23 protein-coding genes are annotated in these 24,499 nt (G+C 64.5%); 19 read left to right on the top strand and 4 right to left on the bottom strand.

Annotation, left to right across the window (positions count from 1 at the left end):
- The 12 genes from QE494_RS03560 to QE494_RS03505 all read left to right on the top strand — a co-directional run.
- The coding region (locus tag QE494_RS03560) for an NADH-quinone oxidoreductase subunit F (RefSeq protein WP_300041530.1) at positions 1 to 831 on the top strand (831 nt) is incomplete at its 5' end.
- Between the two features lie 15 nt (positions 832 to 846).
- Entirely contained in the window at positions 847 to 2,991 is a 2,145-nt protein-coding gene (gene nuoG / locus QE494_RS03555) for an NADH-quinone oxidoreductase subunit NuoG (RefSeq protein WP_300041529.1), read from the top strand.
- Entirely contained in the window at positions 2,988 to 4,070 is a 1,083-nt protein-coding gene (gene nuoH, locus QE494_RS03550) for an NADH-quinone oxidoreductase subunit NuoH (RefSeq protein ID WP_300041528.1), read from the top strand. The genes nuoG and nuoH overlap by 4 nt, the downstream gene beginning before the upstream one ends.
- A 2-nt stretch (positions 4,071 to 4,072) precedes the next feature.
- Positions 4,073 to 4,594: an NADH-quinone oxidoreductase subunit NuoI gene (gene nuoI, locus QE494_RS03545; protein WP_300041527.1), complete on the top strand. Its 522-nt coding sequence runs from the start codon at positions 4,073 to 4,075 to the stop codon at positions 4,592 to 4,594.
- A gap of 40 nt (positions 4,595 to 4,634) precedes the next feature.
- On the top strand, positions 4,635 to 5,285 hold the full coding sequence (locus QE494_RS03540; protein WP_300041526.1) for an NADH-quinone oxidoreductase subunit J: 651 nt from the start codon (positions 4,635 to 4,637) through the stop codon (positions 5,283 to 5,285).
- Positions 5,282 to 5,590, top strand: coding sequence for an NADH-quinone oxidoreductase subunit NuoK (nuoK, locus tag QE494_RS03535; protein WP_300041525.1), 309 nt, complete (start codon positions 5,282 to 5,284; stop codon positions 5,588 to 5,590). Before QE494_RS03540 ends, nuoK begins: the two co-directional genes overlap by 4 nt.
- Before the next feature lie 25 nt (positions 5,591 to 5,615).
- A complete protein-coding gene (nuoL, locus tag QE494_RS03530) occupies positions 5,616 to 7,655 on the top strand; it encodes an NADH-quinone oxidoreductase subunit L (protein ID WP_300041524.1) in 2,040 nt (679 codons plus the stop codon).
- 22 nt (positions 7,656 to 7,677) lie between these two features.
- Positions 7,678 to 9,153 carry an NADH-quinone oxidoreductase subunit M gene (locus QE494_RS03525; RefSeq protein ID WP_300041523.1) on the top strand — a complete coding sequence of 492 codons (1,476 nt, stop codon included), beginning with the start codon at positions 7,678 to 7,680 and terminating at the stop codon, positions 9,151 to 9,153.
- 18 nt (positions 9,154 to 9,171) lie between these two features.
- Complete coding sequence (gene nuoN, locus QE494_RS03520) at positions 9,172 to 10,659, top strand: NADH-quinone oxidoreductase subunit NuoN (protein WP_300041522.1); 1,488 nt, start codon at positions 9,172 to 9,174, stop codon at positions 10,657 to 10,659.
- Positions 10,660 to 10,705: 46 nt separating this feature from the next.
- Positions 10,706 to 11,008, top strand: a complete 303-nt coding sequence (locus QE494_RS03515; protein ID WP_300041521.1) for a DUF2818 family protein — start codon at positions 10,706 to 10,708, stop codon at positions 11,006 to 11,008.
- Positions 11,005 to 11,598 (top strand): NUDIX domain-containing protein, encoded by a 594-nt coding sequence (locus QE494_RS03510; protein ID WP_300041520.1) that lies wholly within the window; start codon positions 11,005 to 11,007, stop codon positions 11,596 to 11,598. The genes QE494_RS03515 and QE494_RS03510 overlap by 4 nt, the downstream gene beginning before the upstream one ends.
- Complete coding sequence (locus QE494_RS03505) at positions 11,595 to 12,098, top strand: DUF1178 family protein (RefSeq protein WP_300041519.1); 504 nt, start codon at positions 11,595 to 11,597, stop codon at positions 12,096 to 12,098. Before QE494_RS03510 ends, QE494_RS03505 begins: the two co-directional genes overlap by 4 nt.
- Positions 12,099 to 12,855: 757 nt before the next feature.
- Here QE494_RS03505 and QE494_RS03500 read toward each other — a convergent pair.
- Positions 12,856 to 13,968: a 5-methyltetrahydropteroyltriglutamate--homocysteine S-methyltransferase gene (locus QE494_RS03500; RefSeq protein ID WP_300041518.1), complete on the bottom strand. Its 1,113-nt coding sequence runs from the start codon at positions 13,966 to 13,968 to the stop codon at positions 12,856 to 12,858.
- 27 nt (positions 13,969 to 13,995) lie between these two features.
- Positions 13,996 to 15,111, bottom strand: a complete 1,116-nt coding sequence (locus QE494_RS03495) for an aromatic ring-hydroxylating dioxygenase subunit alpha (RefSeq protein ID WP_300041517.1) — start codon at positions 15,109 to 15,111, stop codon at positions 13,996 to 13,998.
- A gap of 184 nt (positions 15,112 to 15,295) precedes the next feature.
- Between QE494_RS03495 and QE494_RS03490 the strand changes: the two genes are divergently transcribed.
- The 7 genes from QE494_RS03490 to QE494_RS03460 all read left to right on the top strand — a co-directional run bounded on the left by QE494_RS03490 (position 15,296) and on the right by QE494_RS03460 (position 21,829).
- Positions 15,296 to 16,066 (top strand): GntR family transcriptional regulator, encoded by a 771-nt coding sequence (locus QE494_RS03490; RefSeq protein WP_300041516.1) that lies wholly within the window; start codon positions 15,296 to 15,298, stop codon positions 16,064 to 16,066.
- A gap of 77 nt (positions 16,067 to 16,143) precedes the next feature.
- Positions 16,144 to 17,316 (top strand): ABC transporter substrate-binding protein, encoded by a 1,173-nt coding sequence (locus QE494_RS03485; RefSeq protein ID WP_300041515.1) that lies wholly within the window; start codon positions 16,144 to 16,146, stop codon positions 17,314 to 17,316.
- Positions 17,317 to 17,426: 110 nt separating this feature from the next.
- Positions 17,427 to 18,302, top strand: a complete 876-nt coding sequence (locus QE494_RS03480) for a branched-chain amino acid ABC transporter permease (RefSeq protein WP_300041514.1) — start codon at positions 17,427 to 17,429, stop codon at positions 18,300 to 18,302.
- On the top strand, positions 18,299 to 19,303 hold the full coding sequence (locus QE494_RS03475; protein WP_300041513.1) for a branched-chain amino acid ABC transporter permease: 1,005 nt from the start codon (positions 18,299 to 18,301) through the stop codon (positions 19,301 to 19,303). The genes QE494_RS03480 and QE494_RS03475 overlap by 4 nt, the downstream gene beginning before the upstream one ends.
- A complete protein-coding gene (locus tag QE494_RS03470; protein WP_300041512.1) occupies positions 19,303 to 20,139 on the top strand; it encodes an ABC transporter ATP-binding protein in 837 nt (278 codons plus the stop codon). The genes QE494_RS03475 and QE494_RS03470 overlap by 1 nt, the downstream gene beginning before the upstream one ends.
- Positions 20,132 to 20,839 (top strand): ABC transporter ATP-binding protein, encoded by a 708-nt coding sequence (locus tag QE494_RS03465; RefSeq protein WP_300041511.1) that lies wholly within the window; start codon positions 20,132 to 20,134, stop codon positions 20,837 to 20,839. Before QE494_RS03470 ends, QE494_RS03465 begins: the two co-directional genes overlap by 8 nt.
- An 81-nt stretch (positions 20,840 to 20,920) precedes the next feature.
- The gene (locus tag QE494_RS03460) at positions 20,921 to 21,829 is read left to right on the top strand and encodes an NAD(P)-dependent oxidoreductase (RefSeq protein WP_300041510.1); all 909 of its coding nucleotides are present in this window, start codon (positions 20,921 to 20,923) and stop codon (positions 21,827 to 21,829) included.
- A gap of 34 nt (positions 21,830 to 21,863) precedes the next feature.
- Here QE494_RS03460 and QE494_RS03455 read toward each other — a convergent pair whose 3' ends face one another.
- Both QE494_RS03455 and QE494_RS03450 read right to left on the bottom strand, forming a co-directional pair.
- Positions 21,864 to 22,745, bottom strand: a complete 882-nt coding sequence (locus tag QE494_RS03455; RefSeq protein ID WP_300041509.1) for a hypothetical protein — start codon at positions 22,743 to 22,745, stop codon at positions 21,864 to 21,866.
- Between the two features lie 664 nt (positions 22,746 to 23,409).
- Positions 23,410 to 24,499, bottom strand: a 1,090-nt coding sequence (locus tag QE494_RS03450) for a hypothetical protein (RefSeq protein WP_300041508.1), incomplete at its 5' end; no start/stop codon positions are given.

Raw genomic sequence — 24,499 nt, 5'->3', positions numbered from 1 at the left:
ATGGGCTCGGGCTTCAACTTCGAGCTGCATGCCTACCACGGCTTTGGTGCCTACATATGCGGCGAAGAGACCGCGCTGCTCGAATCCCTTGAAGGCAAGAAGGGCCAGCCCCGCTTCAAGCCGCCTTTCCCGGTGAGCTTTGGCCAGTATGGCAAGCCCACCACCATGAACAACACCGAGACCTTCGCGGCGGTGCCCTGGATCATCCGTAACGGCGGCCAGGCCTACCTCGCCTGCGGTAAGCCCAATAACGGCGGCACCAAGATCTTCTCGGTCTCCGGCGACGTCGAGCGCCCGGGCAATTACGAAATTCCGCTGGGCACTCCGTTTGCCAAGCTGCTCGAGCTCGCCGGTGGCGTGGCCGGCGGCCGCAAACTCAAGGCGGTGATTCCTGGCGGGTCGTCCTCGCCGGTGCTGCCCACCAGCATCATCATGGAATGCACGATGGACTACGACTCCATCGCCAAGGCTGGCTCCATGTTGGGCTCTGGCGCGGTGATCGTCATGGACGACACGCGCGACATGCCCGAGAGCCTGCGCCGCCTGTCCTACTTCTACGCCCACGAGTCCTGCGGCCAGTGCACCCCCTGCCGTGAGGGCACCGGCTGGCTGTGGCGTGTGGTCGACCGCATCTGCCACGGGCACGGCAAGCCCTCTGACCTGGCGCTCCTCGACTCTGTGGCCGACAGCATCCAGGGCCGCACCATTTGCGCCTTGGGCGACGCTGCCGCGATGCCGGTGCGCGCCATGCTCAAGCACTTCCGCCCTGAATTCGAGGCCAAGATCAACGCGGCCCAGGCCAAGACCCCGAGTCCTGTGGCAAGCGCCTGATCCCGAAAGCACAACATGGTTGAAATCGAGCTAGACGGCAAGAAGGTCGAAGTTGCCGAAGGCAGCATGGTGATGCATGCGGCCGAAAAGGCGGGGACCTACATCCCGCATTTCTGCTACCACAAGAAGCTGTCCATCGCGGCCAACTGCCGCATGTGCCTGGTCGACGTGGAGAAGGCGCCCAAGCCCATGCCGGCCTGCGCCACCCCGGTCACCAACGGCATGATCGTGCGCACCCACAGCGACAAGGCGGTCAAGGCGCAGAAGTCGGTGATGGAGTTCCTCCTGATCAACCACCCGCTCGACTGCCCCATCTGTGACCAGGGCGGCGAGTGCCAGTTGCAAGACCTGGCGGTGGGCTACGGCGGCAGCGCCTCGCGCTACGAGGAAGAAAAGCGCGTCGTCATGCACAAGGATGTGGGCCCGCTCATCTCCATGGAGGAGATGAGCCGCTGCATCCACTGCACCCGCTGCGTGCGCTTCGGCCAGGAGATCGCCGGCGACATGGAGCTGGGCATGATCAACCGGGGTGAGCACTCCGAAATCACCACCATCACCGGCGACACCGTCGACTCCGAGCTCTCGGGCAACATGATCGACCTTTGCCCGGTGGGCGCGCTGACCAGCAAGCCCTTCCGCTACAGCGCCCGCACCTGGGAGCTGTCGCGCCGCAAGTCGGTCGCCGCGCATGACTCCAGCGGTGCCAACTTGGTCGTGCAGGTGAAGAACAACCAGGTGATGCGGGTGTTGCCCTTTGAGAACGCCGAGGTCAACGAGTGCTGGATCGCCGACCGTGAGCGTTTCTCCTACGAAGCCCTGAACACGCCCGAGCGCCTCACTGCCCCGATGATCAAGCAGGGCGGGCAGTGGAAGACGGTCGACTGGCAGGCCGCCCTCGAGTACGTCGCCAACGGCCTCAAGCAAATCAAAAGCGAGCATGGCGCCCAGAGCATCGGTGCCCTGGCCAGTCCGCACAGCACCGTCGAGGAGCTGTTCCTCGCGGGCGCACTGGTGCGCGCCCTGGGCTCGGAGAACATCGACTACCGTCTGCGCAACGCCGAGTTCCCGGCTGCCGAGGGCGTGCGCTGGCTGGGCACCCGCATCGCGGAGCTGTCCACCCTGCAGCGGGTGCTGGTCGTGGGCTCGAACCTGCGCAAGGACCACCCGCTGTTCGCACTGCGGGTGCGTGCCGCCACCCGCACCGGGGCACAGGTCAGCGTGATTCATGACGCCGACAGCGATTGGGCGATGCCGGTCAAGGCCAAGGCCGTCGTGGCCGCCGGCCAATGGGCCCAGGCCCTGGCGGGTGTCGCCGCCGCCATCGCTGCGGAAAAGGGCGTTGCCGCTCCGGTGCCCGCTCAAGCCGACGCCACGGCGCAAGTGATCGCCAAGTCGCTGCTCTCCGGCGAGCGCAAGGCCATTCTTCTTGGCAATGCGGCCGCCCACCATGCCAAGGCGTCGAGCCTGCTGGCCCTGGCCCAGTGGATTGGCGAGCAAACCGGTGCCACCGTGGGTTACCTCACCGAAGCGGCCAACACCGTGGGCGCCCAGCTCGCGGGCGCGGTGCCGCGCGCTGGCGGGCTGAACGCGGGCCAGATGCTGGCCGGCGGTGCCCAGGGCCCCAAGGCGGTTCTGCTGCTGAACACCGAGCCCGAGTTCGACTCGGCGGCTGGCAAGGCGGCGGTCGCGGCCCTGGCGAGCGCTTCGATGGTGGTGACCCTGAGCCCTTTCAAGGCCAACCTCGACTGCTCGGACGTGCTGCTGCCGATCGCACCCTTCACCGAAACCTCCGGCACCTTCGTCAACGCCGAGGGCCGGGTGCAAAGTTTCCACCCGGTGGTCAAGCCCTTGGGCGAGACCCGTCCAGGCTGGAAGGTGTTGCGGGTGCTGGGCAATCTGCTCGGTCTGCCGGGCTTTGATTTCGAGTCCACGCAGGAGGTGCTTGCCGCCGCCCGGGGTCCGCAGGACGTCGGCCAGGCCTTCGTGCAGGGCCCGCGCCTGGACAACCGCACCACGGCCGCCATCGACCTCGCCCCGGCCGCAGGCCACCCGGCGGTGTCCACGCTCTACCAGCTTGATAGCATCGTGCGACGCGCGCCGTCGCTGCAACGCACCGCCGATGCCCGCCAGGCGCAGGCGGCACAAGGAGTCACCGCATGATCGACCAGATCTACGGCTTCGGGCTGGGCCTGCTGGCCGCACCCTGGTGGACCACCATGGGCTGGCCCGTGGTCTGGACCCTGATCAAGATCGTGGCGGTGGTGCTGCCCCTCATGGGCGCGGTCGCCTACCTCACCCTGTGGGAGCGCAAGGCGATTGGCTTTACCCAGATCCGGGTCGGCCCCAACCGCATCGGTCCCTACGGCCTGCTGCAGCCGATCGCTGACGCGCTCAAGCTGATTTCCAAGGAAATCATCACGCCGAGCGCCGCCAACAAGGGCCTGTTCTATCTGGGCCCGATCATGACCATCATGCCCGCCCTGGCGGCCTGGGCGGTGATTCCCTTCGGCCCCGACGTGGCCCTGGCCAACATCAATGCTGGCCTCCTGTTCCTGATGGCCATCACCTCGATGGAGGTTTACGGCGTCATCATTGCCGGCTGGGCGTCCAACTCTAAGTACGCCTTCCTGGGCGCGCTGCGCGCCTCGGCGCAGATGGTGTCCTATGAGATCGCGATGGGCTTTTGCCTGGTGGTCGTCCTGATGGTCTCTGGCAGCATGAACATGAGCCAGATCGTGATGAGCCAGGGCAAGGGTGAGTTTGCCGAGATGGGCCTGACCTTTCTCTCTTGGAACTGGCTGCCCCTGCTGCCGATCTTCGTCGTGTACTTCATCTCCGGCCTGGCGGAAACCAACCGCCACCCCTTCGACGTGGTGGAAGGCGAGTCCGAGATCGTGGCCGGTCACATGATCGAGTACTCGGGCATGAGCTTTGCCATGTTCTTCCTGGCTGAATACGCCAACATGTGGCTGGTCTCGATTTTGGCCGTCCTCATGTTCCTGGGTGGTTGGCTGCCCCCGGTCGACATTGCCCCGCTGAACCTCATTCCCGGCTGGATCTGGTTGGGCATCAAGACCTTCATGGTCGTGACCATGTTCCTGTGGGTGCGCTCGACCTTTCCGCGCTACCGCTATGACCAGATCATGCGTCTGGGCTGGAAGATCTTCATCCCCGTCACCCTGGTGTGGCTGGTGGTGGTGGGCTTGTGGATGCAGACCCCCTTCAACATCTGGAAATGAACATGAGTTCCCACGTTCATCAAGCAAGCCCCGCGCCGTTCTCGCTCAAGGACTTTCTCTCCAGCTTTCTGCTGATTGAGTTGTTCAAGGGCCTGGCGATCACCGGCAAGTACGCGTTTGCCCGCAAGATCACTGTCCAGTTCCCGGAGGAGAAGACCCCTCTGTCCCCGCGCTTTCGTGGTCTGCACGCCCTGCGCCGCTATGAAAACGGCGAGGAGCGCTGCATTGCCTGCAAGCTGTGCGAGGCCGTCTGCCCGGCGATGGCCATCACCATCGAGTCCGACCAGCGTGCCGATGGCACCCGCCGCACGACCCGCTACGACATCGACCTGACCAAGTGCATCTTCTGCGGCTTCTGCGAAGAGAGCTGCCCGGTGGACTCGATCGTCGAGACCCACATCCTCGAGTACCACGGCGAAAAGCGTGGCGACCTGTACTTCACCAAAGACATGTTGCTGGCCGTGGGCGACCGCTACGAGTCCGAGATCGCGGCCAACAGGGCGGCCGACGCCAAGTACCGCTGAGCCTCACGTCCAGACCGCGCCCGCACAGAAAGACAACACCATGGACGTCAAGACCGGTTTCTTCTACCTGTTCTCCGCCCTCCTCCTTTTCGCCTCGCTGCGCGTGATCACCGCGCGCAACCCGGTGCAGGCCGCCCTTTACCTGGTGCTGGCCTTCACCCAGGCGGCCGCAGTGTGGCTGCTGCTCAAGGCGGAATTTCTCGCCATCACCCTGGTGCTGGTTTACGTTGGCGCGGTGATGGTGCTGTTCCTTTTTGTCGTGATGATGCTGGACATCCAGATGGATAAGCTGCGTGACGGTTTCTGGAAAGCTGCGCCCCTGGCGGGCCTGATCGGTGCCATCTTCGCGCTGGAAATGGCGGCCGTGCTGCTCGGGGGCTTTCGCGGCACCGAGTCCGTACAGATGGCGGGTCAGTCCGCGCCAGACTATTCCAACACGAAGGAGCTGGGCAAGTTGCTTTACACCCAGTACTTGCTGCCGCTCGAGGTAGCAGCGGTGCTGCTGCTGGTGGCCATCATCGCCGCCATCGCGCTCACCTTGCGTGAGCGCAAGGACAGCCGGCACATCGACCCGGCGCTGCAGGTTCGGGTCAAGGCCCGCGACCGCGTGCAGGTCCTCAAGATGGAGCCGACCGTTGCTGCGCCACCGCCGCCCCCTGCAGACGACACGACGAAGGAGGCCAAGTCATGAGCTTGACCCTGGGACACTTTCTTTCGCTGGGCGCCATTTTGTTCTCCCTGTCTGTAGTCGGCATCTTCCTGAACCGCCGCAACCTGATCGTGCTGCTCATGGCCATCGAGCTGATGCTGCTCGCGGTCAACATGAACTTCGTGGCCTTCTCCTATTACCTGGGCGACATGCACGGGCAGATCTTCGTGTTCTTCATTCTGACCGTGGCGGCGGCGGAGTCCGCGATCGGGCTGGCCATCTTGGTGCTCTTGTTCCGCAACAAGTCCAGCATCAACGTCGAAGAGATCAATACGCTCAAGGGCTAAGAGAACAGGCCAAGAAAACAACACCATGAGCCAGACCCTCAACGCAACGACCCTGCTGGCGGTACCGATGGCCCCGCTGTTGGGCGCCATCGCCGCCGGCGTGCTCGGCACCAAATTCGGCGGCAACTGGATCGGCCGGCGCCTGTCCCACTCCCTGACCATCTTGGGCGTGCTGATCGCCTTCATCCTCTCGGCCATGACGCTCAAGAGCGTGGCGGTGGACGGCGCCCGCTTCAACGAGACCCTCTACACCTGGATGGTGGTGGGCGGACTCAAGATGGAGATCGGCTTCCTCGTCGACGGCCTCACCGCGATGATGATGTGCGTGGTGACCTTCGTGTCCCTGATGGTGCACATCTACACCATCGGGTACATGGAGGAGGACGAGGGCTACAACCGCTTTTTCGCCTACATCTCGCTGTTCACCTTTTCGATGCTGATGCTCGTCATGAGCAACAACTTCCTGCAGCTGTTCTTCGGCTGGGAGGCGGTGGGGTTGGTGTCGTACCTGCTGATCGGGTTCTGGTTCAACAAGCCGACGGCGATCTTCGCCAACATGAAAGCCTTCCTGGTGAATCGGGTGGGGGACTTCGGCTTCATCTTGGGCATCGGCCTGATCGCCGCCTACGCCGGCACCCTCAACTACGCCGAGGCCTTTGCCAAGACGGGTGAGCTTTCCAAGATCACGTTCCCGGGTTCCGACTGGATGCTGGTGACCGTGATCTGCATCTGCCTGTTCATTGGTGCCATGGGCAAAAGCGCGCAGTTTCCGCTGCATGTCTGGCTACCCGACTCGATGGAAGGCCCGACCCCGATCTCCGCGCTGATTCACGCCGCCACCATGGTGACGGCCGGCATCTTCATGGTCGCGCGCATGTCGCCGATCTTCGAGCTGTCAGATACGGCGCTGAACTTCATTCTGGTGATCGGCGCCATTACCGCGCTGTTCATGGGCTTTTTGGGCATCATCCAGAACGACATCAAGCGGGTGGTGGCCTATTCGACCCTGTCCCAGCTCGGTTACATGACCGTGGCCTTGGGCGCCTCGGCTTATTCGGTGGCGGTGTTCCACCTCATGACCCACGCCTTCTTCAAGGCGCTGCTGTTCCTTGCGGCCGGCTCGGTGATCATGGGCGTGCACCACAACCAGGACATTCGCTGGATGGGCGGCCTGCGCAAGTACATGCCCATCACCTGGATCACCTCGCTGCTGGGGTCGCTGGCTCTGATCGGAACGCCGCTGTTCGCGGGCTTTTACTCCAAGGACAGCATCATTGAGGCGGTGCACGCCACCCAACTGCCCGCCGCTGGCTTTGCCAATTTTGCGGTGCTGGCCGGCGTGTTCGTCACCGCGTTCTACTCCTTCCGGATGTATTTCCTAGTCTTCCACGGCAAGGAGCGCTTCGACCAAAACCCCGACGCTCACCACGACGACCACCATGGCCATGGCGACCATGGGCATGCCGATGCGCCGCACGAGTCACCTTGGGTGGTGACGGTGCCGCTGCTGCTGCTGGCGATTCCTTCGGTGGTGATTGGTTACCTGACCATCGGCCCGTTGGTGCACGGCGACTTCTTCAAAGACGCCATCTTCGTCAACGGAGACCTTCACCCGGCGATGAAGGAGCTGTCGGCCAGCTTCCACGGTGCCACCGCCATGGCCCTGCACGCCTTCAGCACGGCACCCTTCTGGCTAGCGGTTGCTGGTGTGGCCCTGTCCTACTACATGTACATGATCAACCCGGCCCTGCCGGCTGCGATCAAGCGGATGTTCCACCCGGTCTATGTGCTGCTGGAGAACAAGTACTACATGGACTGGATCAACGAGAACATCCTGGCGCGCCTGACGCGCGGCCTGGGCAGCGTTCTATGGAAGGTGGGGGACCAGGCCATCATTGACGGCACCGCCGTCAATGGCAGCGCCCGCTTGGTGGGCGTGTTCGCCGCCGTCACCCGCCGTGTCCAGACCGGCTACCTGTATCACTACGCGCTGGCGATGATCGTTGGCCTGTTCGCCCTCCTGACCTGGTTCGTGGCCCCATGGTCCGCCTGGTTGGGCAAGTAAGGCTGCAAGGAGTAGAACAAAAATGGGTCTCTTGAGCCTTGCCATCTGGACGCCGGTCTTCTTCGGCGTCGTCTTGCTGGCCCTCGGCCGCGATGAACATGCCCGCGCGGTACGCTGGCTGGCGCTCATCGGCGCCGTGGTCAGCCTGCTGATTACCGTTCCCTTGTACCTGCAGTTCGACGCCAGCACCGCGGCCATGCAGTTCGTCGAGAAGGCGGCCTGGATTGCGCGCTTCAACATGAACTACCACCTGGGCGTGGACGGCATCTCGCTGTGGTTCGTGCCGCTCACCGCCTTCATCACCGTGATCGTGGTCATATCGGCTTGGGAAGCGATCACCGAGCGCGTCAACCAGTACATGGGCGCGTTCCTGATCTTGTCGGGACTGATGATCGGCGTCTTCAGCGCGATGGACGCGATGCTGTTTTACGTGTTCTTCGAAGCCACGCTGATCCCGATGTACTTGATCATCGGAATCTGGGGGGGGCCTCGCAAGATCTACGCGGCCTTCAAGTTCTTCCTGTACACGTTGCTCGGCTCTCTGCTGATGCTGATCGCCCTGATCTACCTGTACAACAAGGCCGGTGGCAGCTTCGATATCCAGGCTTGGCACAAGCTGCCGCTGGCGGGCAACGTTCAGACCCTGTTGTTTTTCGCCTTCTTCGCCGCCTTCGCGGTGAAGGTGCCGATGTGGCCCGTGCACACCTGGTTGCCTGATGTGCACGTGGAAGCGCCCACCGGCGGTTCGGCGGTGCTGGCGGCGATCATGCTCAAGCTCGGCGCCTACGGCTTCCTGCGCTTTTCCATGCCGATCGCGCCCGACGCCTCGCACCAGTGGGCCTGGCTGATGATCGCCCTGTCCGTCGTGGCTGTCATCTACGTCGGCCTGGTGGCCATCGTGCAGCAGGACATGAAGAAACTGGTGGCCTATTCGTCGGTGGCCCACATGGGTTTCGTGACCTTGGGCTTTTTCATCTTCAATGACCTGGGCGTGTCCGGCGGTCTGGTGCAGATGATTGCCCACGGCTTTGTCTCAGGCGCCATGTTCCTGTCGATCGGCGTCCTCTATGACCGGGTGCACTCGCGCGAAATCGCCTCCTATGGCGGCGTGATCAACACCATGCCCAAGTTCACCGCCTTTGCGCTGCTCTTTGCCATGGCCAACTGTGGCCTGCCGGCCACTGCCGGCTTTGTGGGCGAGTGGATGGTGATCCTCGGTGCGGTCCGTGCCAACTTCTGGCTCGGCCTCGCGGCCTCGACCGCGCTGATCTTCGGCGCCGCCTACACCTTGTGGATGTTCAAGCGCGTCTACCTGGGACCGGTAGCCAATGAGGACGTGCGAGGCCTCACCGATATCAACGGCCGCGAGTTCCTCATGCTGTCCCTTCTGGCCATCATGGTCCTGTACATGGGCATTCATCCCAAGCCGTTTACCGACGTCATGGACGTCTCCGTCGCCGAGTTCCTGAAGCACGTGGCGACTTCCAAACTGAACTGACCACCCAAGGCCACCTCCATGCTGGACTCCCTGAGCCTGATCGTCGTCGCTCCCGAAATCTTTCTGCTGGTGATGACTTGCGTCATCCTGCTGGTGGACCTGGGTGTGACGAGCCGCCTGCGCGGCCTGACCCACCTGCTGTCCCTGTGCACCCTGGCGGTCACCGCCTGGCTGTGTGCGCAGGCGGCACTCTCCGGCGAGACCCACTACGCCTTCGGCCGCATGTTTGTGAGCGACCCGATGGGCAACTGGCTGAAGGCCTTTGCCGCCATCGCCATGGCCGTGACCCTGGTCTATGGCCGACCCTACGCCGCCGACCGCGACATGCTGCGCGGTGGCGAGCTGTTCACCCTGTCGCTCTTTTCGCTGCTGGGTATCTTCATCATGGTGTCGGGCAGCAACCTGCTGCTGGTGTACCTGGGTCTGGAACTGCTCACGCTCTCGAGCTACGCGCTGGTGGCGCTGCGCCGCGACAACGCGAAGGCCACCGAAGCCGCGATGAAGTACTTTGTGCTGGGCGCCATGGCTTCCGGCTTCTTGCTCTATGGCCTGTCGATGATCTACGGTGCCACTGGCTCCCTGGACATCAATGAGGTGTTCAAGGCCATCTCCGCTGGCCGTATCAAGCACGAGGTGCTGGTGTTCGGTCTCGTATTCGTTGTGGCGGGCCTGGCCTTCAAGCTCGGCGCGGTGCCCTTCCACATGTGGATTCCGGACGTCTATCAGGGGGCGCCCACCGCCATCACGCTGATGATCGGTGCGGCGCCGGAACTGGCGGCCTTTGGCATCGTCATCCGCCTGCTGGTGGAGGGCATGATGCCGCTGGCCATCGACTGGCAGCAGATGCTGGTCGTTCTGGGTGTGGCCTCTTTGCTGGTAGGCAATCTGGCGGCCATTGCACAGACCAACCTCAAGCGCATGCTGGCCTACTCGACGATCGCCCAGATGGGCTTTGTCGTTCTCGGCCTGGCCGCTGGTGTTGTGGGCGGTGTGAGCACCAATGCCGCCACCGCCTACAGCGCCTCGATGTTCTACGTCGTGACCTATGTGCTGACCACGCTGGCCACCTTCGGCATCATCTTGCTGCTGGCCCGCGAAGGCTTCGAGAGCGAAGAAATCGCCGACCTCGCTGGCCTCAACCAGCGCAGCCCGCTGTACGCCGGCATCATGGCCATCTGCATGTTCTCGCTTGCCGGCGTGCCGCCGCTGGTGGGTTTTTACGCCAAGCTCTCGGTGCTGCAGTCCCTGGTCGCCTCGGGCGCGGGCTTCCACATGGGCCTGGCCATCTTCGCGGTACTCGCTTCCCTGATTGGCGCCTTCTACTACCTGCGGGTGGTCAAGGTGATGTACTTCGACGCGCCGATCACCGCTAGCACCGTGGCGGCCCCGGCCGATGTGCGGGTGGTCTTGTCGATCAATGGCGCGCTGGTCCTGATTCTGGGCATCGTCCCCGGCGGCCTCATGACGCTGTGCTCCGAGGCCATCATCCGGACCCTGGCCGGCTGATCGCCGCCCTCGGACCCGCGCGCCCCCACCCACCGGAACCCGCGCCGTGTCCCTCTCCGCCTCCGTCTGGTTTGTGATCGCCCTGGCCCTGGCCGGGGCGAACTTGCCTTTTGTCACCGACCGCCTGCTGGGCCTTGTGACCTTGAAGGCGCCCAAGTCGCTGGCCCTGCGCCTGGCCGAGCTCGTACTGATGTACTTTCTGGTCGGTGGCCTGGGCTTGCTGCTCGAGGATCGTGCCGGACAGATCGCCCCCCAGGGCTGGGAGTTCTACGCCGTGACCGGCGCGCTCTTCGTGACCCTGGCCTTCCCAGGCTTTGTGTGGCGCTACCTGGTGCAGCGCGGGCGATGACGCAGCCGGCCGACGACAGCCATCTGGTCGAGCACACCGTCAGGCGCGAGGAACTCCTCGCAGGCAACTTTCTCAAAGTGGTGCGTGACACCGTGCGCTTGCCCGACGGCGGCAGTGGCACCCGCGAGTACGTGCGCCATCCGGGCGCGGTCGCGATCGTTGGCCTCACCGATGACGGGCAGGTGGTGCTCGAGCGTCAGTGGCGCCACCCGGTGGGCCGGGTCATGATCGAGCTACCCGCAGGCAAGCTCGACGCTGGCGAGGACCGGCTGGCCTGCGCCCAGCGCGAGCTGCTGGAGGAGACGGGCTATACCGCCCGCGAGTGGGCCCTCGCGGGCCGTCTGCACCCCTGCATCGGCTACTCCGACGAGTTCATTGAGGTCTGGTTTGCCCGCGGCCTCACCGCCGGCGAGCGCCGCCTTGATGCCGAGGAGTTCCTCGACGTGTTCCTTGCCCGGCCTGAGCAGTTGCTTGAGTGGTGTTTGGACGGGATGGTGACCGATGGCAAGACCATTTCCTGTGTGCTGTGGTTGCAAAACGTCCTCGCTGGCCGGACGGTCCTGGACTGGCGAGTAATATCCCCGTCATGAAAGTGCTGGACCTGCAGTGTCCCGCCAGCCATGTGTTCGAGGGCTGGTTCGGCTCGGAAGACGACTTCCAGGGCCAGCTTGCGCGCGGACTCGTCGAGTGCCCGGTCTGTGGCGACAAGCAGGTCAGCAAAAAACTCACCGCGGCGCGCCTGAACCTGGGCGCAAGCCGCCCGCAGGAGGAGGGGGCCGCCCAGACCGGCGCAACCTCTGGCGCGGCATCCGGACCTGCTGCCCCACCAGTCGCTGCACCTGCCCCTGCCGAGGGCATGCCCGTTGCCCTGCAGGCCGCCTGGATGAAGGCGGTGCGCCATGTGATGGCCAACACCGAGGACGTGGGCGAGCGTTTTGCCCAGGAAGCCCGCCGCATCCACTACGGCGAATCCGAGGAGCGGGGCATCCGCGGCCAGGCCTCGCCCGAGGAGACCCGGGAACTGCTGGAGGAGGGCATTGGCGTGCTGCCGTTGCCCCTGCCCAAGGGCCTCAAGGGACCGCTGCAGTAGGCGGCTTTTCTTGTTCTGCCGCGTGTGAAGTGGTGGGCGCCTTTCTTCGCTTTGGCCTGCGACGCGACGGGCATGCGGTACGGGCGCATCGGCTTCGATGCGGGAGCCCTTCGGGCTTCCCTGCGCTGCTCACGCCCTGCGGGAGCCGGGGCAAACTCGCCTCCTTTGGCGGCTCAGACATGCCCCGACTCTTTTTCCGCCCGACGCTGCGCTGCTCGGCCCCGCATAGGCGCCGCTGCCCCCGCACCGCCTACCCGCCGCTTCCCTCACGCGAACGGTTTCGTTTCAAGAGGGTCGGTTATCAACCGAGCCTGCGAGACCAACGGGGCAGTGGGGAAGTGGGGCACAGGTCCGCGAAGTCTCGAGGATGGCAGCCCTGAAGTCCGTCGCCAGAGGTAAGCGTCGGGTGTGCGGCAGGGGTTCGGCGGCGCCTATGCGGGGCTGAGGCGCGGAGGTCGACGGGGGCCGAAGAGCGAGGCATGTTTGAGGCCCGCAGGGCCGAGTTTGCCTCGCGTGCCCCTGGCGGCCGAGCACTGCAAGGAAGCCCGAAGGGCCCCCGCATCGAAGCCGACGGGCCCCTGCTGCACGCACGGCGCGTTCCACGCCAACGCCAACAAAGGCCCAAAGCCAAACCGAAACCGAAAGCCAAAGCCAAAGTCAAAGCCAAAGCCAAAGCCAAAAAGAAAAATCCCGCCGAAGCGGGATTGAGCGAGGGGGAGAACAGGCTGCCAGCGAGCAGCCTGTACAACAACGCCGATCAGGCCTCGCCCCACACCTCCTGTGCGGTCTCGATCACGAGGCGCAGCTTGGTGCGCTGGGCTTCTACCGCGATGTTGTTGCCGTGGACGGTGCTAGAGAAGCCGCACTGCGGGGAGAGGGCCAGTTGCTCCAGCGGCGCGTACTTCGCGGCTTCGGCGATGCGGCGCTTGAGATCGTCCTTACTTTCCAACTGACCGAACTTGGTGGTCACCAGGCCGAGCACCACCGTCTTGCCCTTGGGCAGGAAGCGCAGCGGGCGGAAGTCGCCGGAGCGGTCGTCGTCGTACTCGAGGAAGTAGGCGTCGATGTCCATCTCGGAGAGCAGCGCCTCGGCCACCGGCTCGTAATTACCAGCCGCTGCGTGCGTGCTCTTGAAGTTGCCACGGCACAGGTGCATGGCCAGGGTCATGCCGGCGGGCTTTTGGGCCACCACTTTGTTGATGAACTTGGCGTAGCGATGCGGCAACTCGTTGGGGTCGTCACCACGCTGGCGAGCGGCTTCGCGCATTTTCTCGTCGCACAGGTAGGCCAGGTTGGTGTCGTCCATCTGCACATAGGTGCAACCGGCCGCAGCCAGCGAGCGCAGCTCGTCGCCATAGGCCTGGGCTACATCGTCGTAGAACACCGGGTCGAGCTCGGGGTAGGCCTCGCGGCTGATGCCGGCACGGCCACCGCGGAAGTGCAGCATGGTGGGCGAGGGGATGGTCACCTTGGGCGTGTAGCCCGCGCCCACCTGCGACTTCAGGTACTGGAAGTCGGCCAACTGGATGTCCTTCACATGGCGCACCTTATCGATGACGCGCATCACCGGCGGGGCCAGTTCTTCGGTGCCATCAGGCTTGATGATGGTCACCGGGATATCGGTCTTGACGCCGCCGATCTGCTCGAGAAAGTCGACGTGAAAGTAGGTCCGGCGGAACTCGCCGTCGGTGATTGACTTGATGCCCAGATCCTGCTGGAACTTCACGATTTCCGTGATCGCCTTGTCCTCCACCGCGCGCAGCTGCTGGGCGCTGATCAGGCCCTTGGCTTTTTGATCACGAGCCTCGAGCAGGTACTGGGGGCGCAGGAAGCTGCCCACGTGGTCGTAGCGGGCGGGTAGTTTCACCATCGGTTTCTCCTAGTTGTTTTGGCAAATTCAAGCCGCTGATGCTACAGCGGCGGCGTGGGGTGACTCAGTTTTCGGAGCTGCAGGCCCGATGGCAGGCGCTCCAGTAGCGGCGACCACTGCGCATTCTGCGGCGATCATCTTGTCGATCATCCGGCGGGCCTGCACTCCACCGGCATCGATGTTCAGCATGAGCAGTTTGCGTCCCGGCCAGGCTTCGACGGACTTTTGCTGCTGCTCCAGGATGGCGGTGTCTTCGGCGAAGACCTGGCCTTGGCCCTGCCGGATCTGGGTGGTGAGCTCGGCGTCCTGGACGCGGAAGTTGCGCGCCATGCCCCAGAAGTACCACATGGTGCTTTCGGTCTCCGGAGTGATGAAGTCCACCACCACACTGGACACCTTGTGCTGCGGGGCGGCCTCGTAGCCGCCGTGGCCGGCCAGGGCTACGCCCACTTCGATCATCACCTGGCTGGGAGGGCTGAATCGGCAGACCTGCCAGCGATCGACCGGCTGGTCGTCCGGCAGGCCATGGGCGCGCAGGTTGGCGCGCCAGAAGGGCGGCGCCATCACGCCGTCCATGTAGCGACGGCAGACCACCTCCTGGCCCTCGATCCGCGTCGTCACTGGCGTCTCGTCGATTTCCTTTTGGCCAATGCTGGTGCTGTGGACATAGGTCTCGTGGGTGAGGTCCATCAGGTTGTCGATCATCAGCCGGTAGTCGCAGCGTACGTGGTACAGGTCGCCGCCGTAGGCCCAGTCTGGGTTCTCGGCCCAGGCCAGGTGGGGGATCAGCGCTGGATCAGCGAGTGCCGCTTCGCCGGGCCAGACCCAGATGAATCCGTGGCGCTCGACCGCGGGATACCGGCGGATCGCGGGGAAGGCGCCTACCCGCTGCCCCGGCATCGAAACCGTCTTGCCGTCGCAGCCCATGGCCAGGCCGTGGTAGCCGCAGACCAGGGCGCCGTCGCAGACCTTGCCCAGCGAGAGTGGCGCGCCGCGATGCGGGCAGAAGTCCTCGAGGGCCGCCAACTCGCCCGGGCGCGGTCGGTAGATGACCAATTTGTGGCCGCAGATTTGGCGCCCCAGGGGCCTGTCGGCGATTTCGTTGGGGGTGGCGGCGACGTACCAGGTGTTCTTCGGAAACATGGGGCGGGTCGGAAGTGGAGGGAGGCAGGCTTCGCCGGCGACATAAGTGTCTGATGCGGCGCCAGCGAATGCTATCAATCTTGAATACGGTATGTATACATACAATCAGGGTATTCCCGGATAAATTGGGCATTTTGCAGATTATTTGTCGAAATCTGAGTGCCGTCTGCGATACATTGGATACATGGCGAATGCAGAAAATCACTCGGCAGCCCGTCCGGCCGAGCCCGATGCCGGCGGGTCCCAGGCCTTGCGCGCGCTCATGCGGCTGCGCGAGATGGTGTTGGCCGGCGAGCTGCCGGCCGGCGCCCGCATCGCCGAGCTGACCCTGGCCCCGCGCCTGGGCGTCTCCCGCACCCCCGTCCGCAGCGCCCTGGTCCGCCTGGAGCAGGAGGGGCTGCTCGAATCCCTGCCCGGGGGCGGTTACGCGGTGCGAACTTTGTCTGAGCGGGACGCGTCCGACGCGATCGAGCTGCGCGGCACCATCGAGGGCCTGGCGGCCCGCCTGGCCGCCGAGCGCGGCGCGGCAGCCGGGGTCCTGGGCGAGGCGCGCGACTGCCTCGACGCAATCGACCAGTTGCTGCAGCCGCCGGTTCTGGATGAGGCGGCCTTTGCCCGCTACGTCGACCTCAACGCCCACTTTCACCATCTGCTGGCCGAGATGGCCGGCTCGGGCACCCTGGCGCGCGAGCTCGATCGGGTGGTGCGCCTGCCCTTTGCTTCGCCTTCGGGTTTCGTTGCTGTGCAGGCCAATTCCCCGGGCGGACGTGACATGCTGGTGGTCGCCCAGGACCAGCACCGACAGGTGCTCGAGGCGATCGCCGCTGGCGAAGGGGCACGGGCCGAATCCATCATGCGCGAGCACGCCCGGCTCGCCCGGCGCAATTTGCACACCGTTCTGGCTGGCCGGGACATGGCCCGCATGCCCGGGGTAAGACTCATCCGCCGGGCCTGAACCCTGCCGGGAAAGCGCTACCATTCGCATCACCACGGACCTGATCCCCACCTATTCATAGACCTAGGAGACTTCCAATGAAAAAGCGCACTCTGATCCAGGCTTTGGGCCTGGCCGCCCTGGCCTCGGCCAGCGGCCTGAGCCTCGCCCAGCAGCAGCCCTTCAAGATCGGCCTGATTCTTCCGATGACCGGCCAGCAGGCCACCACCGGCCGCCAGATCGAGGCCGCCACCCGCCTGTGGATCGCGCAAAACGGTGACACCGTCGCCGGCCGCAAGGTGCAGGTGATCCTCAAGGACGACACCAGCCTCCCCGATGTCACGCGCCGCTTGGCCCAGGAACTGGTGGTCAACGACAAAGTCGACGTGCTCGCCGGCATGGGCATCACGCCCTCGGCCATGTCGGTGGGTCCCATCGCCACCCAGTCCAAGACCCCCTTGGTGGTGATGGCTGCCGCCACCTCGAGCATCACCGAGGCCTCGCCCTATATCGTGCGCACCAGCTTCACGCTGCCGCAGGCCTCCGTGGCCCTGGCCGACTGGGCGCCCAAGAACGGCCTCAAGACGGTGGTGACCCTGGTTTCCGACTACGGCCCGGGCCTGGATGCGGAGAAGTTCTTCAAGGACCGCTTCCTGTTCAACGGCGGCAAAGTGCCTGAGACCCTGCGCGTGCCGATGCGTAACCCTGACTTCGCCCCCTTCCTGCAGAAGGTGCGTGACCTCAAGCCCGACGCACTGTTCGTTTTCGTGCCCTCGGGCGCTGGCGCCGCGGTCATGAAGCAGTTCCTCGAGCGCGGCATGGACAAGGCCGGCATCCGGCTGATCGGCACCGGCGACGTGACGGACGACGATCAACTCAACGACATGGGCGACGGCGCCCTGGGTGTGGTCACCTCGCACCACTACTCGGCCGCCCACCCCTCGGCCGCCAACAAGAAGTTCGTTGAGGCCTTCGAGAAGGCCAATAAGGGCCTGCGTCCCAACTTCATGGCCGTTGGCGGCTATGACGGCATGCGCGTCATCTACGAAGCCCTGAAGAAGACCAATGGCAAGGGCGGCGGCGACGCGCTGCTGGCCGGCATGAAGGGCCAACTGTTCGAGAGCCCGCGCGGCCCGATGTTCATCGACGCGCAGACCCGCGACGTGGTGCAAAACATCTACCTGCGCAAGGTCGAGAAGAAGAACGGCCAGCTCTATAACGTCGAGTTCGACGTCATCAAGGACGTCAAGGACCCCGGCAAGTCCAGGTGATGTTCCGGGCGCGCTGGCTTGAGGCCGCGCGTTCCTGGGCATCCCCGTAGTGATGGCGGGCCTTCGGGCCCGCTTCACTTGGCGCAACGGTTTTTCGTCACCCCTTACCCATGCTCACCATCCTTTTCGACGGCATCGCCTACGGCATGCTGCTCTTCATCCTGGCCCTGGGGCTGGCGGTGACCATGGGCCTGATGAACTTCATCAACCTGGCCCATGGCGCCTTTGCGATGGCCGGTGGCTATATCACTGTGCTACTGATGCAGCGCCTGGGCGTTCCCTTCCTGCTGTGCCTCCCGGCGGCCTTCCTGGGCTCGGCCTTGCTGGGCGCGGTTCTCGAGCGCACGCTGTACCGGCCGCTCTATCACCGCGAGCACTTAGACCAGGTGCTGTTTTCGATTGGCCTGGTGTTCATGGCGGTCGCCTCTGTGGACTACTTCATCGGCTCCACCCAGCAGATCATGCAGTTGCCCGAGTGGCTCAAGGGCCGCACCGAACTGGGCAGCGACCCCTGGACCCTGGGCATGGGCCATTACCGCCTTTTCATCATTGCAGTTTGTGCCGCGCTGGCGGTGGTGTTGCAGTTGATCCTCTCGCGCACCCGTTTTGGCAGCCGACTGCGCGCCTCGGTGGACGACCAGCGGGTGGCTGCTGGCCTGGGCATCAACGTCAACATCGTTTTCCTCTCGACCTTCGCCTTCGGCTGCGGCCTGGCCGGCCTGGGCGGAGCGCTGGGCGCCGAGGTGCTGGGACTGGACCCGAACTTCCCGCTGAAGTTCATGTTCTATTTCCTCATTGTCTGCGCGGTGGGCGGCACCTCCTCCATCACTGGTCCGCTGCTGGCCGCGCTGCTCCTCGGCGTGGCAGACGTGGCGGGCAAGTACTACATCCCCAAGATGGGGGCCTTCATCGTCTACACGCTCATGATCGCCATCCTGATCTGGAGGCCGCAGGGCCTGTTCGTGCGCCAGGGAGGCAAGTCATGACCGACGCCACCAAGACCGTTTCCGTCGCCGGGTCGGCACAGCGTGACTTGCTAGCCGCCACCCGCGGGCGCTGGTGGGAGCCAGTGATGTGGCTGGCCTTCTTTGCCGCACCTTTGCTGCTGCCGCAGTACGCGGCCATCGCCAGTGAGATTGCTATCGTTGGTCTGTTCGCCGTGTCACTGGACCTGGTGCTGGGCTATGCCGGCATCGTCTCGCTGGGGCACGCGGCCTACTTCGGCCTGGGTGTCTACAGCGCCGGCCTGTTTGCCAAGCATGTGATGCCTGACCCGCTGGTGGGCCTTATTTTTGCCATCGTGGTCTCGGCCGCGGTCGGTGTGGTGGGCAGCCTCACCATCCAACGTGGTACCGACCTGACCCGCCTGATGGTGACGCTGGGCGTGGCCCTGATCCTGATGGAGTTGGGCAACAAGCTCGACTGGCTCACCGGCGGCGCCGACGGACTGCAGGGCGTGGTCATGGGCCCACTCCTGGGGCGTTTCGAGTTTGACCTCGCAGGCCAGGTGGGCGCCTTCTATTCGATCGCCGCCTTGCTGGTGTTCTTTCTGCTCGCCCGGCGCCTGGTGCGCTCGCCCTTCGGCGCCACCCTGATGGCGATTCGCGACAACCCGCTGCGGGCCATGTCCATCGGTATCCCGGTGCGGGCCAAGCTGTCGGCCGTTTACATCGTGGCTGCCGGCATGGCCGGTGCCTCGGGTGCCTTGCTGGCGCAGACCCAGGGCTTTGCCTCGCTGGACGTGTTCGAGTTGCACCGCTCGGCCGACGTGATGCTGATGCTGGTCATCGGCGGTACCGGCTGGCTGTGGGGCGGCGTGTTCGGCGCCATCGTGTTCAAGGTGATGTACGACATTCTTTCGAGCATCACCCCCCAGTACTGGACTTTCTGGCTGGGCCTGTTCCTGGTCGTGCTGGTGCAGGTCGGGCGTGACCGTCTGCTGCGCCCCTGGACCTGGTTTGCCAGCAGGCAGAAAGGCGGTGCCTGATGATCGCCCCTACCCGCAAGATGGGCCCGGACGGCGCCGAGGTCGTGCTCTCGGCCCAGAACCTGGTCAAGCGCTTTGGCGGCATCACCGCCACCGGCAATGTCTCGCTTGACCTGACCCGTGGTGCACGGCACGCACTGATTGGCCCCAACGGCGCCGGCAAGACGACGCTGATCAACCTGCTCACCGGCGTGCTCGACCCCACCGAGGGCCGCATCACCCTGGAGGGCGAGGACATCACCCGCCTCGCGCCGCACCAGCGCGTGCGTCGGGGCATGGTGCGCACGTTCCAGATCAACCAGTTGTTCAAGTCGATGACGCCGCTGGAGACCCTGGCCCTAGTGATCGCCCAGCAAAAAGGGCAGGGCACCCGCTGGTGGAAGCCGCTGGGCAGCGACGCTGCGGTGGCCGAGCGCGCCGAGCAGCTGCTCGAGACCTTCCGCCTTGCGGATGTGCGCAACCAGCGCACGGAGCACCTGGCCTACGGCAAGCGCCGCCTACTGGAGATCGCTATCGCCCTGGCCTGCGAGCCCAGGGTGCTGCTGCTCGACGAGCCGGTGGCGGGCGTGCCGGCGGGTGAGCGCGAGGAGCTCCTGCAAACCGTGGCCGCCTTGCCGGCCGACGTGTCGGTGCTGCTGATCGAACACGACATGGACCTCGTCTTCAGCTTTGCCAAACGAATGACGGTGCTGGTCAATGGCACCGTGCTCACCGAGGGCACGCCCGAGCAGATTGCCAACGACCCGCAGGTCAGGGCCGTCTATCTGGGGCATGGGGATGACCATCATGACGCCGGCAACGGCACGAACGCAGCGAATGGAGCCACCCATGGCTGAACCCCTGCTCCAAGTCGCTGGCCTGTCCGCCGGATACGGCGAGGCGGTCGTCCTCAATGGTGTTTCTTTTGACCTGGAAGAGGGCAGGACGCTGGCCCTGCTCGGTCGCAACGGCACCGGCAAGACCACGCTGATCAACACCCTGGTTGGCGCCACCCGCCAGCATGCAGGCACCGTCCGCCTAGGCGACGTCGCCTTGCACAAGCTGCCCTCGCACCAGCGGGCAGGCGCCGGCATTGGCTGGGTGCCGCAAGAGCGCAACATCTTCAAGTCGCTCACCGTGCACGAAAATCTCACCGCGGTCGCCCGCCCCGGCCGCTGGACGCCCACGGAGGCCTATGCGCTTTTCCCGCGCCTGGCCGAGCGCAAGGGCAACCTGGGCACGCAACTCTCGGGCGGCGAGCAGCAAATGCTGGCGGTGGCCCGCGCCCTGGTGCTTAACCCGCGCCTCCTGCTGCTCGACGAGCCGCTGGAGGGCCTGGCACCCATCATCGTCGAGGAGTTGCTCAAGGCCATTCGCCGCATCACCCGCGAGGAGGGCCTCTCGGCCATCATCGTGGAGCAGCATCCGCAGGCCATCCTGGCCATTTCGGACAGCGCCATGGTGCTGGACCGGGGCACCGTGGTGCACCGCGGCACCGCGCAGGAAATGCGCGAAGACCCGGCCCTGCTCGATCGCCTGCTCGGCGTGGCGCGCTGAAATTTTTGGGCCACAGGGCCGGGCCTGCGCCCGGCCTTGCTTGGGCAAAGCGTGGGCCCTTTTCCATCCGGAGACAAAGATATGACATTGCAACTGCGCCGCATCGGCGTCATTGGCTACGGCGAAGTTGGCAAGATCTTCAGCGCGGGCCTGCGTTCGGCCGCGGGCGTCGAACAAGCCTCGGCCTGGGACCTCAAGCTCGCCCCGGGCGCCGCCACCTTTGAAGCCGAGCGCGCCCACGCGCAGGCCGCCGGCATCGGGGCCTGCGATAGCATGGCCACCCTGTGCGCCGCCTGCGACTTGGTCATTTCGTCGGTGACCGCCTCCAACACCCTAGCCGTGGCCCGTGAGGCTGCCTCGCACCTCCAGCCGGGCACGATCTTCCTGGATCTCAACTCGGCGTCCCCCGGCACCAAGCAGCAGGCTGCAGCGCTCATTGATGCGGCCGGTGCCCACTACGTCGAAGCTGGCGTCATGACCTCGGTGCCGCCCTATGGCGTGCGTGTGCCTATGCTCTTGGGCGGAGCGAAGGCGGCCGAATTGGCAGCTTTTCTTCGCGCCTGGGGTCTGGATACGAAGGCCGTCTCCGAAAAGCTTGGCGTGGCCAGCGCCATCAAGATGAGCCGCAGCGTGATGATCAAGGGCCTGGAGGCGCTGGTCATCGAGGCCTATACCAATGCCCGCGCTTACGGCGTGGAAGACCATGTGCTGCCGACGCTGCAAGAGACCTTTCCTTCCATCGACTGGTCAGAGCAGGGCGCCTATTTTTTCAGCCGTGTGGTGCAGCACGGCAAGCGCCGCGCGGAGGAAATGCGCGAGTCCGCCAACACGGTGCGCGAGGCCGGCTTTGAGCCCTTCATGGCCTCGGCTATCGCCGACAAGCAGCAGTGGGTGGCTGACCAGGCGGCCGCAGGTGTGTTCGAGGGCCTCCCCAAAAATGCGCCCTGGAAGGACTACGCCGACCGGCTGCTGGCCGCGCGCAAGCGTTGAGGCAAGCATTTCCATCTGCGGCGGCTACGCGCTTCTACGCCCGCTCCGAACCAGTTGTCTTGTTCTTCACCGGCGACGTCCACGACTCTTGCGCGTCACGTACATCCCTGCGGCTATCCGTCCCTAGCAACTGCGATTTCAAGCGCTGGTAGGCCGGATCCGCGGGCTGGGACCTTGCTGCTCTCTGCATCAGTGCCTTGAGCGTTTCGTGTTCGTAGTAGGGGATGGTTTGCCCCTTGTAGTTTGCGTTGACATGCTGGCTGAATTCATCGAACACGGCTGACACCCATCGTTCCGGTGTCATGCGAAGCCCCCACTCGAGAACGGGGCCAACGTCGGGAAGGATCATGGCGATCAAGGGCGTCCAGCGGGGGTCTTGTGAGGGCGCCTCGAGCACCATTCGCAGGCAGCGCCGCAGTTGCGCCTCCTCCGACGCTTGTCTTTTTGTGAGCGTGACGCGGTTCCAATCGGCCGCTGTCTGCAAGACTACTTGCCTCAGGGCGCTGGCGACCCACATGGCATGGTCAGCCAGGCGTTTCGTGCTTTTCTCTCCGGGCGGGATGTCGTCTGGCTCACGGGAGATCGTGGCCACGAGCAGACGCAGGTGCGCATCGGTTATGCGCGGTCCACCGAGCTGGGTCACCACCGGCCGAACGATCGAGCTGGTCATCAAGGCACCGACGTTGACGTCGCTGCCATCTTTGGCACGGAACGTTTCTTCGAAACGCCAACTCCAAACCTGCAGCAATTGCGCTAGGTAGGCTGCGCTCTGGCTGGGGTTGCGTGCAATGGCGCGGGTCAGAGTTTCCATGAATGCGAACAACTTGCCCACGTCGCGCCATCCCGTCGAGCTTCGAAAGCCCGCGACCAGCGGGTTCAGCTCGTGCCCAATGGCTTGCGGTTCGTACCGTTCCAACTTCTCCAGTGAATCCGTGATTGATGCGTGGCTGGCGCTTTCCCCTCCGGCTCCATCCTGAGCCCGTGCCCCGTCTGCGATGCCCCAGGACGAACCCTGCGTGTCCGGGTCCAGAGGAGGCGACTCGGAGGTCGCCGAGCGCTTGATCAGCCGTGTTCCCAGGGTGCCTAGACCCAGGCCACTACCTAGCCCCAGACCCAGCCCCAGTGCCAGGGCCAGGTACTTCGTGGTCCGTGTGCACAGGCTGGTGCGAGGGGGCCTTTGCGTGGCTGGCACCTGATGTGCAGTTCGGGTTGAGGCTTGCTGCGCATCAGGGACGATCGCGGTGACGCGCCGGGATACCCGGCTGTGTTCACCCTGCGCCCTCGCCCTCGGAGCTGGGGCCCTCGGGGCCGATTCCGATGCTTGATCGGTTTCGCCCGCGCGCGGCGGCCGGCTCGGTGAATGCTTTGCTGAACGCTGAGATGGCTGCATGGGCTTTTGCCTCTTGGAAAAGAGGGCGATGCTAGGCAGTTGTCAGGCAGCAGTACCCCGTCGGCCTGACGCCTGCGCTTAGCTGTCCCGCGCACAAGGGCCGCCCTGGTGAGCCGATGGAGGCCTTGCGATGGTGGCCTCGCGCCTGGGGCTGGGTAGCGGCCGTGCATCAGGTACCCTGCTTCTGGAGTTAATTCGGGATGAATTTGATGTCGAATTTTTGGCCTGATCGGTGCTCTTTTGGATTGAAAAGCGCCATGATGGCCTCCCCAAATGAGCGTGCCGGCACAAGATCGGGCGCAGTCTCTGCGAGGTGCTCCCGGATTGCTTGAAGAATGAGGCGCTTCCATTGAGGTGCCGGCATAATTTCTCCTTTGGCGGTTCTCGGTGCCTCCCTTTCCAAGTGCGTTAGGACCAAGGGGTGCCACCGCCGATCACCTGCGGACTGCTGCAAGAACATCCGTACGCAGCGGGCCAGCTGTGCGGTACCTATGGCAAATTTTTCTGCAGATGCTCCGCTCACCGCCTCAGGGGTGATCCGCGCCATCAATTCCAAAACGGCGTCTGCAACACGAGTGGCATGGTCCGAAAAAATCACATCTGCCGGTTGCCCCGATTTCAATGTCCCAGGGCGGATGTTATCGGGCTCCTTGGTGACGCTGGCCAGCAGGAGTCGCAGGTCTCTATCCGATATGGATGCCCCCCCTAGCCCGATCGTCAGAGGCATCACGATCCATGCGGGATGCACGTGTTTTTTGAGGGCGATTTCCTTGCCCGCCTGATCGTGCAACTCTCCGTAGCGCCAACTCCAGATGCGCAGGAGGTGCTCGAACTGCTCAATGTTCATGCCGCCCTTACTCAGCGCATCGATCATCGCGAACAAAAAGTTGTGCATCGCATCGGGCTTGCGCCACAAGCGCGATGCCCGGTAGGCGTCGACCATCCGGTCCACAACGACCACCGGCAACGTGCCTTTCTGCCTCTCTGCCAGTTGGGTGGCGAGCGTTGACAGCTTCGTTCGCGGATCGCTCTCGAGCAGGATTTTTTCGATGGCCTCAGAGAGTGTCTGTGGTGCAAGGGGCTTGCTTGACGTTGTGCCCCCAACACTGGCAGCCAGCGTGCGCTGCGCCGGTTGCGCGACAGGACTCGTCGGCGTTATCTCCTCAATCGCCTCGCGTGTGCCTGCCTCGAGGGCTGTGGCTACGGGTGCAGGTGCAGATCCAGGGGTAGGGGCCAGCGCTGTGCTGGGCTCTGTTTCCAGCACGCCGGCTTCGATAAGG

The organism is Ramlibacter sp., from assembly GCF_029866045.1.
In the GTDB taxonomy this organism is placed as follows: Bacteria; Pseudomonadota; Gammaproteobacteria; order Burkholderiales; family Burkholderiaceae_C; genus Ramlibacter.
The sequence above is the reverse complement of the archived record's forward strand: the minus strand, read 5'-3'. Positions and strand labels throughout refer to the sequence as shown.

Coding starts and splice junctions, on each gene's coding strand:
- QE494_RS03470 (WP_300041512.1), top strand. CDS start 19,303: ATGATCGCCCCTACCCGCAAGATGGGCCCGGACGGCGCCGAGGTCGTG.
- QE494_RS03525 (WP_300041523.1), top strand. CDS start 7,678: ATGGGTCTCTTGAGCCTTGCCATCTGGACGCCGGTCTTCTTCGGCGTC.
- nuoI (WP_300041527.1), top strand. CDS start 4,073: ATGAGTTCCCACGTTCATCAAGCAAGCCCCGCGCCGTTCTCGCTCAAG.
- QE494_RS03460 (WP_300041510.1), top strand. CDS start 20,921: ATGACATTGCAACTGCGCCGCATCGGCGTCATTGGCTACGGCGAAGTT.
- QE494_RS03510 (WP_300041520.1), top strand. CDS start 11,005: ATGACGCAGCCGGCCGACGACAGCCATCTGGTCGAGCACACCGTCAGG.
- QE494_RS03495 (WP_300041517.1), bottom strand. CDS start 15,111: ATGTTTCCGAAGAACACCTGGTACGTCGCCGCCACCCCCAACGAAATC.
- QE494_RS03500 (WP_300041518.1), bottom strand. CDS start 13,968: ATGGTGAAACTACCCGCCCGCTACGACCACGTGGGCAGCTTCCTGCGC.
- QE494_RS03485 (WP_300041515.1), top strand. CDS start 16,144: ATGAAAAAGCGCACTCTGATCCAGGCTTTGGGCCTGGCCGCCCTGGCC.
- QE494_RS03540 (WP_300041526.1), top strand. CDS start 4,635: ATGGACGTCAAGACCGGTTTCTTCTACCTGTTCTCCGCCCTCCTCCTT.
- QE494_RS03490 (WP_300041516.1), top strand. CDS start 15,296: ATGGCGAATGCAGAAAATCACTCGGCAGCCCGTCCGGCCGAGCCCGAT.
- nuoL (WP_300041524.1), top strand. CDS start 5,616: ATGAGCCAGACCCTCAACGCAACGACCCTGCTGGCGGTACCGATGGCC.
- QE494_RS03465 (WP_300041511.1), top strand. CDS start 20,132: ATGGCTGAACCCCTGCTCCAAGTCGCTGGCCTGTCCGCCGGATACGGC.
- nuoH (WP_300041528.1), top strand. CDS start 2,988: ATGATCGACCAGATCTACGGCTTCGGGCTGGGCCTGCTGGCCGCACCC.
- QE494_RS03480 (WP_300041514.1), top strand. CDS start 17,427: ATGCTCACCATCCTTTTCGACGGCATCGCCTACGGCATGCTGCTCTTC.
- nuoN (WP_300041522.1), top strand. CDS start 9,172: ATGCTGGACTCCCTGAGCCTGATCGTCGTCGCTCCCGAAATCTTTCTG.
- QE494_RS03475 (WP_300041513.1), top strand. CDS start 18,299: ATGACCGACGCCACCAAGACCGTTTCCGTCGCCGGGTCGGCACAGCGT.
- QE494_RS03505 (WP_300041519.1), top strand. CDS start 11,595: ATGAAAGTGCTGGACCTGCAGTGTCCCGCCAGCCATGTGTTCGAGGGC.
- nuoK (WP_300041525.1), top strand. CDS start 5,282: ATGAGCTTGACCCTGGGACACTTTCTTTCGCTGGGCGCCATTTTGTTC.
- nuoG (WP_300041529.1), top strand. CDS start 847: ATGGTTGAAATCGAGCTAGACGGCAAGAAGGTCGAAGTTGCCGAAGGC.